This window comes from Amycolatopsis sp. M39 (assembly GCF_001651785.1).
GTDB lineage: Bacteria > Actinomycetota > Actinomycetes > Mycobacteriales > Pseudonocardiaceae > Amycolatopsis > Amycolatopsis rubida.
The window spans coordinates 47,623-63,745 of record NZ_LWSF01000035.1; the positions used below are offsets into that span (position 1 = coordinate 47,623).

6 protein-coding genes and 2 pseudogenes are annotated in these 16,123 nt (G+C 70.6%); 4 read left to right on the forward strand and 4 right to left on the reverse strand.

Features of this window, described 5'->3' with window-relative positions; translation table 11 throughout:
• Positions 1-50: 50 nt before the first annotated feature.
• From A4R44_RS41545 to A4R44_RS41555, 4 genes and pseudogenes are all read right to left on the reverse strand, one after another.
• Positions 51-6,368 (reverse strand): non-ribosomal peptide synthetase, encoded by a 6,318-nt coding sequence (locus tag A4R44_RS41545; RefSeq protein WP_067594053.1) that lies wholly within the window; start codon positions 6,366-6,368, stop codon positions 51-53.
• A gap of 438 nt (positions 6,369-6,806) precedes the next feature.
• A complete protein-coding gene (locus tag A4R44_RS41550) occupies positions 6,807-9,242 on the reverse strand; it encodes a penicillin acylase family protein (RefSeq protein ID WP_095213947.1) in 2,436 nt (811 codons plus the stop codon).
• Between the two features lie 517 nt (positions 9,243-9,759).
• A pseudogene (locus A4R44_RS47025) lies at positions 9,760-10,005 on the reverse strand (helix-turn-helix domain-containing protein); the annotation flags it as partial.
• Positions 10,006-10,167: 162 nt separating this feature from the next.
• On the reverse strand, positions 10,168-11,592 hold the full coding sequence (locus tag A4R44_RS41555) for a short-chain fatty acyl-CoA regulator family protein (RefSeq protein WP_067594056.1): 1,425 nt from the start codon (positions 11,590-11,592) through the stop codon (positions 10,168-10,170).
• A gap of 102 nt (positions 11,593-11,694) precedes the next feature.
• Here A4R44_RS41555 and A4R44_RS41560 point away from each other — a divergent pair.
• The 4 genes and pseudogenes from A4R44_RS41560 to A4R44_RS41575 all read left to right on the forward strand — a co-directional run bounded on the left by A4R44_RS41560 (position 11,695) and on the right by A4R44_RS41575 (position 16,119).
• A pseudogene (locus A4R44_RS41560) lies at positions 11,695-12,581 on the forward strand (3-hydroxybutyryl-CoA dehydrogenase).
• Complete coding sequence (locus A4R44_RS41565) at positions 12,581-14,068, forward strand: MmgE/PrpD family protein (RefSeq protein ID WP_067594059.1); 1,488 nt, start codon at positions 12,581-12,583, stop codon at positions 14,066-14,068. Before A4R44_RS41560 ends, A4R44_RS41565 begins: the two are co-directional and overlap by 1 nt.
• Positions 14,068-14,961 (forward strand): methylisocitrate lyase, encoded by an 894-nt coding sequence (gene prpB, locus A4R44_RS41570; RefSeq protein WP_067594062.1) that lies wholly within the window; start codon positions 14,068-14,070, stop codon positions 14,959-14,961. Before A4R44_RS41565 ends, prpB begins: the two co-directional genes overlap by 1 nt.
• A 30-nt stretch (positions 14,962-14,991) precedes the next feature.
• The gene (locus tag A4R44_RS41575; RefSeq protein WP_067594064.1) at positions 14,992-16,119 is read left to right on the forward strand and encodes a bifunctional 2-methylcitrate synthase/citrate synthase; all 1,128 of its coding nucleotides are present in this window, start codon (positions 14,992-14,994) and stop codon (positions 16,117-16,119) included.
• Positions 16,120-16,123 lie beyond the last annotated feature (4 nt).

The window sequence follows — 16,123 nt, forward strand, 5'->3', positions numbered from 1 at the left end:
CCACAACCGCTGCTGAGCGGCGGCGAGCGGCCCGGACGCCGCCGGCAGGGTCATCCGCGGCCTCTTCCGGGCCCCGCGCCGGACAGCTCGGCCCCGCTCCGCGCCCCGTCCACCACGAGCGCGAACTCGGCGATGGTGGGCGCGTCGAACAGCTTCCGCACCGACAACGCGATCCGGAAAAGCTTGTTCGTCGCGGCGATCACCTGCATCGCGCGCAGGGACTCGCCGCCGACGTCGAGGAAATGGTGGCGCACCCCGACCCGGTCGAGCTTGAGCACGGCGGCCCAGATGTCGGCCAGCAGCTGTTCGGTCTCCGTCTGCGGCGCGGTGTAAGGCAGTTCCTGCGCCGGACCGGGTTCGGGCAGCCGGGCCCGGTCCACTTTCCCGGTGCTGGTCAGCGGCACCGCGTCGAGCACGACGCAGGCACTGGGCACCAGATACCGCGGCAGCCGGTCCCGCACGTACTGCTGCAGCTCCGCCTGGGCGGGCTGCTCGCCGCTCTCGGGCACCACGTACGCGACGAGCTGTTTGTCCCCGTCCTCCCCGCGCGCGATCACCACCGACCGCCGCACCGCCGGATGGGCGTCCAGGACGACCTCGACCTCGGCCGGTTCCACCCGGAAGCCCCGGATCTTGACCTGCTGGTCGGTGCGGCCGAGGAACTCGACGTCGCCGGACGGCAGGAACCGGCCCAGGTCGCCGGTGGCGTACCGCCGGGAGCCGGGAGCCGGGCTGTCCGGGTCGGGCCGGAACACCGCCGCCGTGGCGGCCGGGTCGCCCAGATAGCCGCGGGCCACCCCGGCGCCGCCGATGTGCAGTTCGCCCGCCACCGCGACCGGCGCGATCCGGCCGTGGTGATCCAGCGCCCTGACCCGGGTGTTGGCCACCGGGCGGCCGATCGGCAGCTGCGGCGACCCGGTGTCCCCGGCCCCGGTCCACACCGTGCTCCACACCGTCGCCTCGGTGGGCCCGTACTCGTTGGACAGCAGGCATCCGGGGGCCTTGCTCCGGCATTCGCGCGCCAGCGCCGCCGGGGCCGCCTCCCCGGCGGTGATCAGCCGGACCAGCGAGGCGAGTTCGCCCGGGCCCGCCTGGTCCAGCAGCGGTGCGAGCAGCGACGGGATGCCGAGGGTGTGGGTCGGCCGCGACCGGGCGATCGCGGCGACCGCGGCCGGCGGGTCGAGCTGGGCGCCCTCGGGCGGGAGGATCAGCGTGCCGCCGGCAGTGAGCGTCCAGAAGATCCCGGCCACCGAACTGTCGAAGGCGAACGACGACAGCAGCAGGAACCGCTCGACGGGCTCCTCGTAGGCGGCGCTCCGGGCCTGGAGCGAAGCCAGCACGTTGCGGTGCTCGACGACGACGCCCTTCGGCTCGCCCGTCGACCCCGAGGTGTAGATGACGTACGCGGCGTTCGCCGGATCGGTCTCCGCCGCGGGTTCCCCGCCCGCCGGGCCGGGATCCCGGCCCGGAACGAACGGTTCGGCGGCCGCCGGGATCCGGGATTCCAGCTGCCGCTGGGCGAGCACGACCGTCGCCCCGCTGCCCGCCAGCACCGCCGCGGTGCGATCGTCGGGTTGCGCCGGATCGAGCGGCAGATAGGCCGCGCCGGCCTTGAGCACCCCGAGCAGGAACGCGATCTGCTCGGGCGAGCGTTCGGCGAAGACGCCGACGAGGTCCTCGCGGCCGATTCCCCGCCGCCGCAGCCCGTGCGCGATCCGCCCGGCCCAGCGGTCGAGCGCCCGGTAGCTGAGCGCGCCGCCCTCGGACTCCACCGCGATCCGGTCCGGGGCCGCCGCCGCCTGAGCCGAGAACGCCTCGTGCAGACTGCGCCGCGGCGAGGGCGCGGACCCGCCGTCGGCGAACCGGTCGAGCAGCGCGCGGTCCCGCGCGGGCAAGTGGTCGAGGGTCTCGAACCGGCCCGCCGGATCGTCCGCGATCGCCTCCAGCACCCGCACGTAGCAGTCCCGGACGCTTTCCATCACCTCCGCGGAGAACTGGAGGCTGTCGTACTCGATCCGGACCTCCAGCGCGCCGGACTCGCGGTTGAGCCGGAAGATGCCGCAGAACGGGAAGGTCGACTCGCCGTACAGCTCGTTCGCCACGTGCGCGACCCCGCGCCGGATCCACCGGTCCAGCACCCCGAACACGTGGTAGTTGGTGAAGAAGAACAGCGTCTCGGCCAGCGGTTCGTTGCCCTGGTGCCGTTTCAGCTCGGCCATCGGCAGCCGCCGGTAGGGCATCGACTGCCGCTCGGAGCGCAGGGTGTCCTCGATCAGCCGCTGCCAGCTGCCGCCGTCCATCCGGACCCGCAGCGCCAGGCTGTTGACGAACAGCCCGATGGCGGTGCTGCCGTCGGCGACCTCGGGCCTGCCGTTGGTCACGGTGTAGGTCAGCGTGTCGGCGTTGCCGCCGTAGGCCGACATCACGGCGAGGTGCGCGGCCAGCAGCACGCTCTTCAGCGGCACGGCGAGCCCGGTCGCCACGCGCTTGAGGGCGTCGGACAGCTCGCCGGGCACCGGCACGGCGATCCGGACGATCTCGCGGGCGCCCTTGTCGGCCGCCGGGCCGGAACCGGTCCTGGGCAGCCGCATGAGCGTCGCGCCGTCGAGGTAGGCATTCCAGAAGTCGTAGTTCTCCTGCCGCGCCAGTGCTTCCAGCTCGAGCGCGACGGCGTCGCGCATCCCGGATTTCGGCGGCTTGATCGCGATCGGCTCGTCGAACACGAGCGAGAAGTAGTGGCTGAACAGCTCGGTGATCATCAAGGCCTCGCTCCAGCCGTCGACGATCTCGTGGTGGAAGCCGTAGGTGAACTGGAAGTCGCCGTCGCCGCGGAGCTGCACCATGAACCGGATCAGCGGATAGTCGTGCAGTTCGAACCCGCGCAGCTTCTCCCGCTCGATCCACCCGGCGACCTTGCCCTCCTGCTCCGGCTCCGGCAGCCCGCGCAGGTCCTCGAACACCAGCGGCGTCTCGAACTCGCTGTGCACCAGCTGCAACGGCCTGCTGTAGGCGGTCATGTCGAACGACGTGCGCAGCATCGGATGCCGCTCGACCAGTTGCCGCACCACCGTGCGCAGAACGTCCAGATCGAACGGGGCGCGCAGCCGGACCGACGCGATGGCGTGGTAAACCGCCGATTTCGCGGCGAAGTCCCGGTGGAAGATCATCCCTTCCTGCAGCAGGTTGAGCGGGAAGGCGTCCTCCACCTCGGCGGGCAGCCGGTCCCGGTCCGGCACGCTGATCAGCGCGAACGGGCTGGTGACCGGCGGATCCGCGACCGGCTGGCCGCGGTCCAGCTCGGCGGCGCAGTCCTCGATGACCGGGTTGTCGTGCAGCGTCGCGACCGTGACGTCCAGCCCGCTGGCCTGCGCCCGGCTGGCGACCATCACGCTGCGGATGGAGTCGCCGCCGAGCACGAAGTAGTTGTCTCCCATGCCGACCCGGTCCACGCCGAGCACCGTGGCGACGGCCCCGGCGAGAATCTCCTCGGTCTCGGTGCGGGGAGCCACGTACTCGACCGCCGACCCGCTTTCCTTGGCCGGCTTGGGCAGCGCGGCCCGGTCGAGCTTGCCGTTCGCCGTCGTCGGAAGCGCGTCGAGCACCACGAACGCGGCCGGCACCATCGGCTCGGGCAGCTGTTCGCGGCAGTACCCGGCCAGCGCGGCCGAGGCCGTGCCGCTTCCCGGGCCGGGCACCACGTAGGCCACCAGGCGGAGTTCCCCCGCGAGCGGCGACGAACCGCCGGGGTCCTCGTCTTGCCGGGCGAGCACCACCGCGTGCGCGACCCCGGGATGCGCGCGGAGCACCCCTTCGATCTCCGCGAGTTCCACACGCACGCCGCGGATCTTGACCTGCTCGTCGGAGCGGCCGAGGAATTCGAGGGTTCCGTCGGCGCGGCGGCGGGCGAGATCCCCGGTCCGGTACATCCGGGCGCCCGGAGCGCCGAACGGATCCGCGACGAACCGCTCCTCGGTGAGCCGGGGTTGCGCGAGATAGCCGCCGGCCACGCCCGCGCCGCCGATGAAGATCTCGCCGATCGCCCCTTCCGGAACCGGCCGCTGGCGCGGATCCAGCAGACAGACCCGCGCGTTGGCGATCGGCGTCCCGATCGGCGCCATGCCGTGCCGCGGGGCCGACTCGTCGATCCGGTGCGCGGTCGCGCCCACTACGGTCTCGGTCGGGCCGTATTCGTTGACCGNGTTGACCGTCTCCGCGCCCGCGTCGAGGAACAACGCGGCGCTCCGCATCCGAAGCGCCTCTCCGCCGACCACGACCGTGTTCACGCTGCCGGAGATCTCGTCGGCGGCGACCAGCTGGCCGAGGACATCCAGATGGGTCGGCGTCAGCTTGACCATGGTGAGATCCCGCCGCGTGCGCAGCGTCGCCGCGAGCCCGGTGATCCCGGCGCTCTCCGGCAGCAGAACGACCCGCTGGCCGACGAGCAACGGGCCGAGCAGCCCGGTCAGCGTGAGGTCGAAACTGATCGAGGTGTGCACCACCGCGCCGTCGCCCTGGTCGAGCCGGTACGCGGCCGAAGCCCAGGACAGGTAGTTGACCAGGCCGCGATGCGGTACGACGACGCCGTTGGGCTGGCCGGTGGTGCCCGAGGTGTAAAGGACGTACGCCGGGTCTTCGGCACTGACCGGCGCGCCGACCGGCGTCTCCGGCTGCCCGGCCACCTCGGCGGACTGCCTGTCCAGCGCCAGCGTCGGCACCGCGCAACCGCCGAGCCGGTCGAGCACCTCGCCGGTCGCCAGCACGGCTTTCGGTTCCGTTTGCTCGATCGCGAGAGCCAGCCGGGCGCGGGGGTAGCCGATGTCGACCGGGACGAACGCCGCCCCGGCTTTGAGCACCCCGAGCAGCGCGACGAGAAGTTCGGGAGACCGCCCGACCGAGACGACGACCTTGTCGCCGCGAGCCGTTCCGGAGGCGCGGAGGTAATGCGAGAGCTGGTTGGCTCTGGAGTCCAGTTCGCCGTAACTGAGTTCGAGGTCCGCACAGCAGACCGCGACCCGGGCGGGGTGTTGCGCGGCCCGCTCCGCGATGAGTTCGTGCACGGCCTGATCCGGCACCGGCACCACCGGCCCGCACGCGGCTTCGAGCACGGATTCCCGTTGTGCGGCCGAAAGAATCTCGACGGCCCCGATCCGCACGGCGCCATCGGCCAGCCCCGCGCGGAGCACCGCCGCGAACGTGTCGGCGAGCGCCCGCGCGGTGGCCGGGTCAAGCAGACCGGGGTCGTACCGCACCGCGGTCTGGAGGGTCCCGCCGGACCGCACGCAGGTCAGCGCCGGTCCGGGAGTGTCCGGCTGCTCCAGCCGGGTCACTGTCCACTGTGGCTCTTCGGTGCCCGGCAGCTCGCCTGCTTCGCGGAAGTCGAACCGGGGAAGCACTTCCGCGCGGAGGCGGTCCACCAAGACCGGGTCCAGATGGTCGACCCGGTGCTCCGCCGACCGAAGCCACTCGGCCGCCGTTCGCGCGACCGTCAGGAACTCCTGATCCGCGGTGAACTCGCAGCGGAACGGGACTTCGCGTTCGTAGGGGCCGACCGCGTCCTCGAGCGCGGGGTAGCTCCGGCCGGGCGTCGTCAGCAGGACGAGGCGGTCGCTTTCCCCGCCCACGCGCCACACCGCCACTTCGAACGCGGCCGCCAGCACGGATTCGGCGTCGAGTCCGTGCGCCGCGGCGAATGTGTCCACCGCCGCGGCCAGTGGTTCCGGATCCCGCAGATACGTCCGCGGACGCCCGGACCGTTCTCCGGCCCCGGTGCGCAGCGCCGCACCGCCGTCGCTGCCGTCGAGGCATTCGGCCCAGGCGGCTCGCTCGGCGATATCGTCGGCCGCGGCGAGCAGATCGTTGTGCCAGGCCGAGAAATCCGCGTACTGAAGGACTGCGCCGGTTCGCGAGAGCGCTTCCCCCGACCGGTATCCGGCGGCCAGTTCCGTCGCGACCTGATACAGCGAGCGCAGATCGGCGTTGAGCGAATGCGCGGTCAGCAGGAGTGCCGGCCCGTCGCCAGATTCAGCCAGCACGGCACGGAACCCCTCACCGGGTCCCGTGCCTATCTCGTTCCGCTCCGCGTTCGCGAGTTCGGCCAGGTCACGCAGTTCCGCCGTGCGCAGTTCGATCGCCGCGGGATCGCCGACGACCTGCGCGGGCTCGGGCCAGCCGGCTCTGGAGACGAAACTCGTGCGCAGCGCTTCGTGCCGACGGGCCACCGCTCGCAGCGCGGAATACAGCCGCGTCCGATCGATCCCGCCGGTCAGCGAGACCCACATCTGCACGGAGCTTCCGGGCGCGGACGACCCCGGCCACAATCCGCGCTGGCGAGGCGAAACCGCGAACTCCGAAATTTCCTGCGCAACCACCAGTCACCTCCGCTGTACGTGGCGCCGACGGACCGCCGCCGGAAGGCGCCCCTCGAATGTCTCCGGGGGCATCAACGACTCCGGCATTCCCGCGCGCGACGCCGGACGAGGCCGCCGTCCGCCAGCGCCTACGACTCGATCCGCGATTCCCCGGAATACCACACGGAGCTTTCTTCGAACAACCACTAATTGCACAAAAAACATGCGACATAACGTTGAACAACCGCTCGCGGCCACTCCTGAAACCTGCTGTATTCCGCGTAGATCTCCACGGTACCAGCTACCGTGAACTTTTCGCGAAAAAGCGGCCGTCTGAGTGACGGACCGGAAGCGGTGTCACGTTCCGTCGACAGAATGAAGAAACCCGCGCCACCATTTCTCGCCGAGGGGACGCGTTCGGTCGGATCGGACGCGGACGGGGACTGCTCGGCACGAACGCTACGCCCCGGAGACAACAGCGGTCCGCAGGTTCGGGTCGGCCAGAATCGCCGGCTCGGCGAACAAGCAGTCCCGGACCGCGCCGCGGGCGAACAGCGCCTGCTGGTCGGCGAAATGCGGGGAGGCCGGGTCGCTCGATTCGGAGAAGGTGAGCAGCCCCTTGGCGACCGGACCGCGTCCGGTGAACTGGACCGCGAGCAGCATGCTCGTGCCGGTGTTCACCGGGTAACCGGCCTTGGTCAGCCCGCCGCCGGCGCCGGGCGGGACGACCGGCTCGGTCGTGGTTCCGGGTTCCGCGGTGTACTCGGCCACGTCGAGCGCGCCCAAGGTGTCGGGCGCGCCCGGCACCGGAAAGTCCCGGCCGCGTTTCTCACTGTGCTGCACCGCGCCGAGCGCTACGTCGAGCGGGAACCCGGCTGCTTCCAGCGTCCGCCGCGCTTTGTCCAGCGCTTGGCCGAGCACCTTCGGATCAGGCTTCGGCCCCCCGGGGGTATGCACGGGATCACGCGGATCGAAGGCGGAACTCAGCAACGGCCCCGGCGCGACCAGCGCGTCCGGATACGCCGCCAGCACGCCCGCCATAGTTTCCCTCCACAGGACCGAACCCCTGCTCTGCACGGAAAACCGGCCATCCCAGCCATCCAGCACCGCGCACGCTTTGACCACGTCGCGCCAGCCGTCCCCGGCCGACCCGGCGTGCTCGCGGCACAGGTCACGCACCGGCCCCAGCAGCAGCCGCGAACTCAGCGTTTCGTTGGAAAGGACCGCCGACACCAGATCGCCGAGGCCGAATCGCCGGTGCGGCCCGGGATCGGCGAGCAGCATGGCGTTGAACCGAGCGCGCGCGGGCAGTGCCGCCCGTTCTTCGCCCAGCTGCGCGGGAAATCCTTCGATCGGCTGCCGAGGATTCGCGATCCACGGACTGTTGTTCGCGTTGAAGACGTAATCACGCCGGGTCAGCCGCGGCCAGCGCGAGGCGGGCAGCAAGCCCGGTGCCGCCGCCCCGGGCTCGATCAGCCAGTCCTGACCGGGATCACTGCCGTCGAGCAGGCCGATCGGGCTCACCAGCCACGCCGCGGTCGCCGCGGGCGAGAGATCCGGAGTGCTCGCCGCGTCGCCGTACCAGGTCGCCCCCGCGCGGTCCGCCGCCACGGTGTTCAGCCACGCGGTGCCGTACTTGGCGTTCAGGGCGGCGACTTCGGCGACACTGCTGGATTTCGCGACAGCGAGCCAAAAGTCCAGCTGCCGGACGTTGCCGGCGTTCGCGTCGCGGTACTCGACGGCGCTGGTCGTGCGCCAGCCGTATGCGGGATCCAGCGAGGACAGGTCCACGATGGGCCCGTGCGCGCCTGACCACATCGTCCGGGTCAGCACGACGGTCCCTCCGTCCGGCTCCCGGACCGGCACGGACACCGTCTTCGCACGCATGCGCAGCACCCGATCGCCGACGCGGTAGCTCGTTGGGTCTCCCGGCGTCAGCTTGAGCTCGGCGAACGTGTACCTGGCACCCGGAGCGACAGTGTGCGTCCAGGCCACTCGTTCGTTGAAGCCGATCTGAATCCCGGGCAGGCCGCCGACCCCCGCGCCGTAAACGTCCAGCACTCCGGGAACGGTGAGCTGGCTCTCCCACAACCGCAGCTCGCCCTGCCAGGGGAAGTGCGGATTGGCCAGCAGCGCACCCCGCCCGCTCGCCGATCGTTCGTCGCCGATCGCCCAGCCGTTGCTGCCCACACCCGCAGTGGCGCCTTTCGCCGCGACCAGTCTCCTGGCCGCGTTGGCCACCACGTCCGGCGGGACATGCACATCCTTCGCCCCTCCGGCACCCGGCGGCTGTGCCACAGCGATCGCGGGAAGCAGTGCACGCCCGCTCGACACCAGAGCCAGATCCTGCTGATAGGCAAGGAGATCCACGGGCGAAATGGGGCCGATCCACTGCGCTCCCGCACACCATCCGCGGACCGCCGCGGGTCCGACGGTCCTCAGGTACCGGTTGTATCCTGCGGCGTAACCCGCGAGCATGGCCCGGGCGCCGGCCGACAGCTTCGGCAATTCCTGCCCGGCCCGGTCCGTCAGGCCCAGCGTCCGGTACGCGATGTCCGACGACAGGTACCGGTCGCCCGGACCGCGACCCAGCCACCGCGAGCGCTCTCCACGCACCTTGACGACCTGGTCGGCGAGATCGCACAGCCGGTCCTCGGCATAGGCCCAGCCCTGCCCGAACGACACGCTGCCCACATCCGCGGCCAGAATGTGCGGTACCCCGTAACTCGTTCGCCGGATCTCCGCCCGGTAGCCGATTTCGGAAACAGGCTCCGGCCGATTCGATGGAATTGCGGCAAACGCAGGCGTTGCCACTGCGGAAACCGCAGCCGGGGCCGCGATTTCCAGCGCTCCGATCAACAACGAAACGATGCCGCACGCGACGACCTTCATCATCTGGCAACACCCTGTCTCTCGCACTGGGCGAAACGTCTTGCGCACAGCCGGCAACCGTCTGAGCATTTCACGCGCACGCGGCGGCCCGAGCCATCCGCACCAACGCGCGGGCCGCCGGAAACGGAGGTCCGCCGCAGCCGAACCGAAGGCGAAGTTCGACGACTTCCCAGTCGCACCCTAGAAGTGCCCGGCATCCCAGGGCAAGGCTCAGCGTCGCGAGTCGCGCCCTGCCAGCGGCATCGCCGGTGACGCGCCGCGCTCGCCAAGGGGTACATGCGCACGTCCGCGAACGATCGGTCCCCTGCGCAACTCCTGCGCAGTAACGATCGGCCGGTTCGCCGGTCGAATCGTGACTGCTCATGCCCAAATTGCCGCCGATTGGGTTAATTCCCGTTCAGAGCCTTCGGAAATCCAGTCGATCGGTCGGGCTACCGACCGGCTGCTGGTCTAAGCTGCACCACCGGACCCTCACCCCGGTCATCGTCCGCCCCTCGTCCAGCAGCATGGACGACTTCACCCGCGGACGGCGTGCCTGCCGATCGGCATGCCATTGCGCCACCGAGGCCCGGTAGTCCAGGCGCCCACATCGGGTGGCCGCGTCGCGGCGTAGTTCACGCGAGATCGTCGAGGCGCAGCGGCCGATTCGGCGGGCGATCTCCCGGACCCCGCATCCCTTGGCGCGTAACAGTGCAATCTCCCCGCGTTCGGCGAACGACAGATACCGGCCCGATGATGGGTCAAGGCTGATCGATGGCATGCCGCCACCCTCAGAGGGTATTTCGAAACCCGCGTGGTCAGTCGCTGAATCCGTGTGTTACGCGGAAGCTTGCACACAACCGCCCAGCGAACGGCGCGCCACGCCGATATCACAGTCAACGCCCCCGACCACGCCACCGGGTTTCGAAACACCCGCTCAGGGTTCCCCTCACCGACCTCCCGCTGGCCCCAGCGGCGGGTACGGCAGGACGCTGCTCGCGTGATCGGCCACCCGCAGCGGGCGGCCGATCGCCGGGAACGCGCGCTGCGGGCACGCCGGGCGTTCGCACACTTTGCACCCCATGCCGATCGGCGTCACCGCCGCGTCCTTGCCGAGCGCCAGCCCGNCCAGCCCGTCCGAGTACACGAGCCGGTTCGCGTGCCGCAGTTCGCAGCCGAGGCCGATCGCGAACGTCTTGCCCGGTTCGCCGTGCCCGCCCGCCGCACGCGTGACGGTACGGGCGAGCCAGAAGTACTTTTTGCCGTCCGGCAGTTCGGCGATCTGCGTGACGATGCGACCCGGCGACGAGAACGCCTCGTAGACGATCCACAGCGGGCAGGAGCCGCCCGCGCGGGAGAAGTGGAATCCGGTGGCCGACTGGCGTTTCGACACGTTGCCCGCGCGATCGACCCGCACGAACGAGAACGGCACCCCGCGTGCGCCGCGCCGCTGCAAAGTGGACAGCCGGTGGCATACGGTTTCGAAGCCGACTCCGAACTCTCCGGAAAGCAACGTGACGTCGTAGCGAAGTCGTTCCGCCGCGCCGAGAAACGCCCGATACGGAAGCACCAGGGCGCCCGCGTAGTAGTTGGCGAGGCCGATCCGCAGCAGCCGTCGCGCGGTCTCGCCGGCGAACCCGCCGCTCGCGGCGAGCCGGTCGATCTCGGCTCCGGATTCCAGCATCGCCAGCTCGGACCCCAGCCGGAACGCGACCTGCCCCGGCCGGAGCATCGGCGAGAGCCGCAGCACCTTGCGGCGACGGTCGAAGAAATGCTGTCCAGTACCGAGTTCTTCAGTGACCACCCGTACACCGTGCCGTTCCTCCAGCGCGGCGACCAGGCCCGCGCGCACTTCGCCGGGATGCAGCCGCAGCGCCGCCGAAAGGCCTTCCGCGGCTTGGTCAAGCGTGCCGACGTGATTGTTGCGGGCGTAGAACCAGTCGCGGACCTTCTCGTGCGGCTGCTGCACCGACGTCTGGTCCATCCCCTGCTCCGCGGTGAGCGCGGCGATGTTCTCGACCGCTTCGCGATAACGGCGGTGCAGCGCGACCATCGTGCGGGCGACGCCGGGCAGTTTCGCGGTCAGTTCGTCCACTTCGGCCGGTGAGATCGCACCGTCCACAGTGTCGTCGGCGAACACCTCGCGCACGTCCGCGACCAAGCGGGCGGTGTCCTGCGGCGCGAAGAACTCGGCGTCCACGCCGAAATGCTCGGTGAGCTTCAGCAGCACCGGCAGGGTCAGCGGACGGCCGTTGTGTTCCAGCTGGTTCACGTAGCTCGGCGAGATTTCCAGCAGCCGCGCGAGGTCCGACTGCGACAGCGACCGGTCCTCGCGCAGCTGGCGCAGCCGCGCCCCGGCGTACAACTTCTCCACAGGCCAACTTTAACAACTATTACAAGCCCCAGGAAAACCTTCACAACACTTCACCGGCCGCAGGGCTGGCTGAGCGTGCGACCGGGTGCCAGGCTGACTCTCATGCCTCACAATGTTCACAGCAGCGGCGAGATCGCCCGGGTCGGCGTGGCCGGGGCCGGGCAGATGGGCTCCGGGATCGCCGAGGTGTGCGCACGGGCCGGGCTGGACGTCGTGGTCTGCGAGGCGGACGCGCCGTCCGCCGAAGCGGGCCGCACCCGGATCCTCGCCTCGCTCGACCGGGCCGTCCGCGCCGGGAAACTGGACCGGCCCGCCGCCGAGCGCGCCGCCTGGCGGCTGCGGTTCACCGCCGACGTCGGGGAACTGGCCGACCGGCAGCTGGTGATCGAAGCGGTCGCGGAGGACGAGCGGAGCAAAACCGAACTGTTCGCCGCCCTGGACAAAGCGGTCGCCGACCCGGGCGCCATCCTCGCGCCGACCACGTCCTCGATCCCGATCATGCGGCTGGGCATGGCCACCGGCCGCGCCGCGCAGGTCGTGGGCCCGCACTTCTTCAACCCGGCCCCGGTGCTGCCGCTGGTCGAGGTCGTCGGATCGCTGCTGACCAGCCCGGACACCGTCGACCGCGTTCAGCGCTTCGCCACCGGAACGCTCGGCGAGCAGGCCATCCGGCCCGCGACCGGTCCGGGTTCGTGGTCAACGCGCTGCTCGTGCCGTATCCGCTCTCGGCGATCCGGATGGTCGAGTCCGGGTTCGCCGCGGCCGCCGACGTCGACCGCGGCATGGAACTGGGCGCCGCGCACCCGAGGGGCCCGCTGCGGCTGGCCGACCTGATCGGCTTGGACACCGTCGCGGCCATCGCCGAATCCCGGTACGCCGAATTCAAGGAACCGCTCCACGCACCCCCGCCGCTGCTGCCGCGGATGGTCGACGCCGGCCTGCTGGGCAGGAAGTCCGGCCGCGGGTTCTACGTCCACGAAGGAAAGTGATGACCGACCACACCGTCCGCACGTACCGCTCCGCCGAACCGCTGCCGCGCGAGGAGCAGCTGGCCTGGAAGCTGGCGTCCGTCGCCACCGATCCGGTGCCGGTGCCGCCCGAGGTCGCCGACATGGTGGTCAACCGGGTGATCGACAACGCCGCGGTCGCCGCCGCCTCGCTGTCCCGGCGGCCGGTGTCCGCCGCCCGCGACCAGGCGCTCGCCCNCGCCCATCCGGCGAGCCCCGGCGCGGCCGTGTTCGGCGTCTCCGGCCGGTACTCCCCGGAGTGGGCCGCGTGGGCCAACGGCGTCGCGGTGCGCGAGCTGGACTATCACGACACCTTCCTCGCCGCCGACTACTCGCACCCGGGCGACAACATCCCGCCGATCCTCGCCGTCGCGCAGCACGCCGGCCGCACCGGGGCCGATCTGGTCCGCGGGATCGCCGCCGGCTACGAGCTGCAGGTCGACCTCGTCCGCGGGATCTGCCTGCACGAGCACAAGATCGACCACATCGCGCACCTCGGCCCGTCGGTCGCGGGCGGGCTCGGCGCGCTGCTGCGGCTGGACACCGAAACCGTGTACCAGGCGATCGGCCAGGCGCTGCACACCACGACGACCACCCGCCAGTCCCGCAAGGGCGAGATCTCGTCCTGGAAGGCGTACGCCCCCGCGTTCGCCGGGAAGACCGCGATCGAGGCGGTCGACCGGGCACTGCGCGGCGAGGGCGCGCCGAGCCCGATCTACGAGGGCGAGGACGGTTTCCTCGCCTGGCTCCTGGGCGGACCGGACGCGCGGTACACCGTTCCCCTGCCCGCGCCCGGCGAGCCTAAGCGGTCCATTTTGGACACCTACACCAAGGAACACTCGGCCGAGTACCAAAGCCAGGCGCTCATCGACCTCGCCCGCAGGCTCGGCCCGCGGATCGGCGAACTGGGCAAGGTGGAACGGATCGTCATCCACACCAGCCACCACACGCACTACGTGATCGGCTCCGGCGCGAACGACCCGCAGAAGTACGATCCGAACGCCAGCCGCGAAACGCTCGACCACTCGATCCCGTACATCTTCGCGGTCGCGTTGCAGGACCGCAGCTGGCACCACGAAGCCTCTTACGCCCGGGAACGCGCGACCCGTCCGGACACAGTGGAGCTGTGGCAGAAGGTGTCCACTGTGGAGGATCCGGAGTGGACCCGGCGCTACCACGAGCCGGAACCGGCGTTCGGCGGCCGGGTCGAGGTCACGCTGGCCGACGGGACCGCGATCACCGACGAGATCGCCGTCGCCGACGCCCATCCCGCCGGGGCCCGGCCCTTCGCCCGCGAGCAGTACGTGGCGAAGTTCCGCACCCTCGCCGACGGCGTGCTCGCACCGGCGGACCAGGACCGGTTCCTCGGCACCGTGAGCCGGCTGTCCGAACTGGACGCCGACGAGGTCCGCGAACTCGCCCTGCCGTCGGCGATCGCCGCGGCCCCGAAGACGAAGGGGATTTTCTGATGCTCCACGCCGCTGCCCCAGCCGCGGAGAAGCGGACTGGGTTCCGCGAGGCTCTGAACTCGGGCCGGCTGCTGCGCCTGCCCGGCGCCTTCAACCCGCTCAGCGCGAAACTGATCGAACGACGGGGCTTCGACGGCGTCTACCTCTCCGGCGCGGTGCTGTCGGCCGATCTCGGCCTGCCCGACATCGGGCTGACCACCGTCACCGAGGTGGCCGGGCGTGCCCAGCAGATCTCGCGGGTCACCGCGCTGCCGACGCTGGTCGACGCGGACACCGGCTTCGGCGAGCCGATGAACGCCGCCCGGACCGTCCAGCTGCTGGAGGACGCCGGAGTCGCCGGGATGCACCTGGAGGACCAGGTGAACCCGAAGCGGTGCGGCCACCTCGACGGCAAGGACGTCGTGGACCGCGAGACCGCGGTGAAGCGGATCAAGGCCGCGGTCGGCGCGCGCCGCGACCCCAGCTTCGTCATCGCCGCGCGCACCGACGCCAAGGCCGTGCACGGCATGGACGAGGCGATCATCCGCGCGAAGGAATTCGCCGACGCGGGCGCGGACCTGCTGTTCCCGGAGGCGATGGCCGACGCCGCCGATTTCGAGAAGCTCCGGAAAGCGGTCGACATCCCGATTCTCGCGAACATGACCGAATTCGGGAAAAGCGAACTCCTCGATGCGGAAACGCTCGAATCCGCGGGCGTCAACGTGGTCATCTACCCGGTGACCTTGCTGCGCCTGGCCATGCACGCCGCGGAAACCGGCCTGCGCACGATCGCCGAAGAGGGCAGCCAAGTGTCGCTGCTCGAACAGATGCAGCACCGTCGCGATCTTTACGACCTGCTGGACTATTCCGAATACAACGCTTTCGACGAGAACGTTTTCACCTTCCGCGTCTGACCCGGCGCGCATTCTTTACAGGGGACACCTATGTCTGCACCCGCTATCCACAAAGGACTCGCCGGAGTCGTCGTCGACACCACCGCGGTCTCGATGGTCAACCCGGACACGAATTCGCTGACCTACCGCGGCTACCCGGTCCAGGACCTCGCCGCGCACTGCGGCTTCGAGGAGGTCGCCTATCTGCTGTGGCACGGCGAACTCCCGACGCCGGACCAGCTGGCCGAGCAGAACGCGGTCGAACGCGCCCACCGCGCGCTGCCGCACGACCTCGTCCTCACTTTGCTCGCGCTGCCCGAGTCCGCGCATCCGATGGACACCCTCCGCACCGCGGTGAGCATCCTCGGCGCGAACGACCCGGACGAGGACGACAACAGCCCCGCCGCCAACCAGGCCAAGGCGCTCCGGCTGTTCGCCGCGCTGCCGACGGTCGTCGCGCTCACCCAGCGCCGCCGCCGGGGCCTGCTCCCGCTCACGCCGCGCGACGACCTGGGCTACGCCGAGAACTTCCTTTACCTGGCACTGGGTTCGGTACCGGAACCGGCGATTGTCCGCGCGTTCGAAACCTCGCTGGTGCTCTACGCCGAACACAGCTTCAACGCGTCCACCTTCACCTCGCGCGTCGTGACGTCGACACTGTCCGATTTGTACAGTGCGGTGACGGCCGCGATCGGTGCGCTCAAAGGACCGCTGCACGGCGGCGCCAACGAAGCCGTGATGGAGACCTTCGAGGAAATCGGTTCCGCGGACAACGCCGGGAAATGGCTCAAGACGGCGCTCGCGGAGAAGCGCAAGATCATGGGCTTCGGCCACCGCGTGTACAAAAAGGGCGACTCGCGCGTCCCGACGATGCGCCAGGCCTTGCAGGTCGTCGCCGAACTCCGCGACGGGCACCGCCTGCTGGAGCGGTACGAAGCCCTCGCGCGGGCGATGTACGCGGAGAAGGGCCTGCACCCCAATCTCGACTATCCCGCCGGACCCGCGTATCACCTGATGGGCTTCGACACCCCGGTGTTCACGCCGATCTTCGTGGCCGCGCGCATCNCGCGCATCACCGGCTGGACCGCGCACATCACCGAACAGCTCGCGTCCAACAGTCTCATCCGGCCGTCGAGCACCTACAGCGGCCAGGCACAGCGCGCCGTCGGCCGAGCCTGACCCG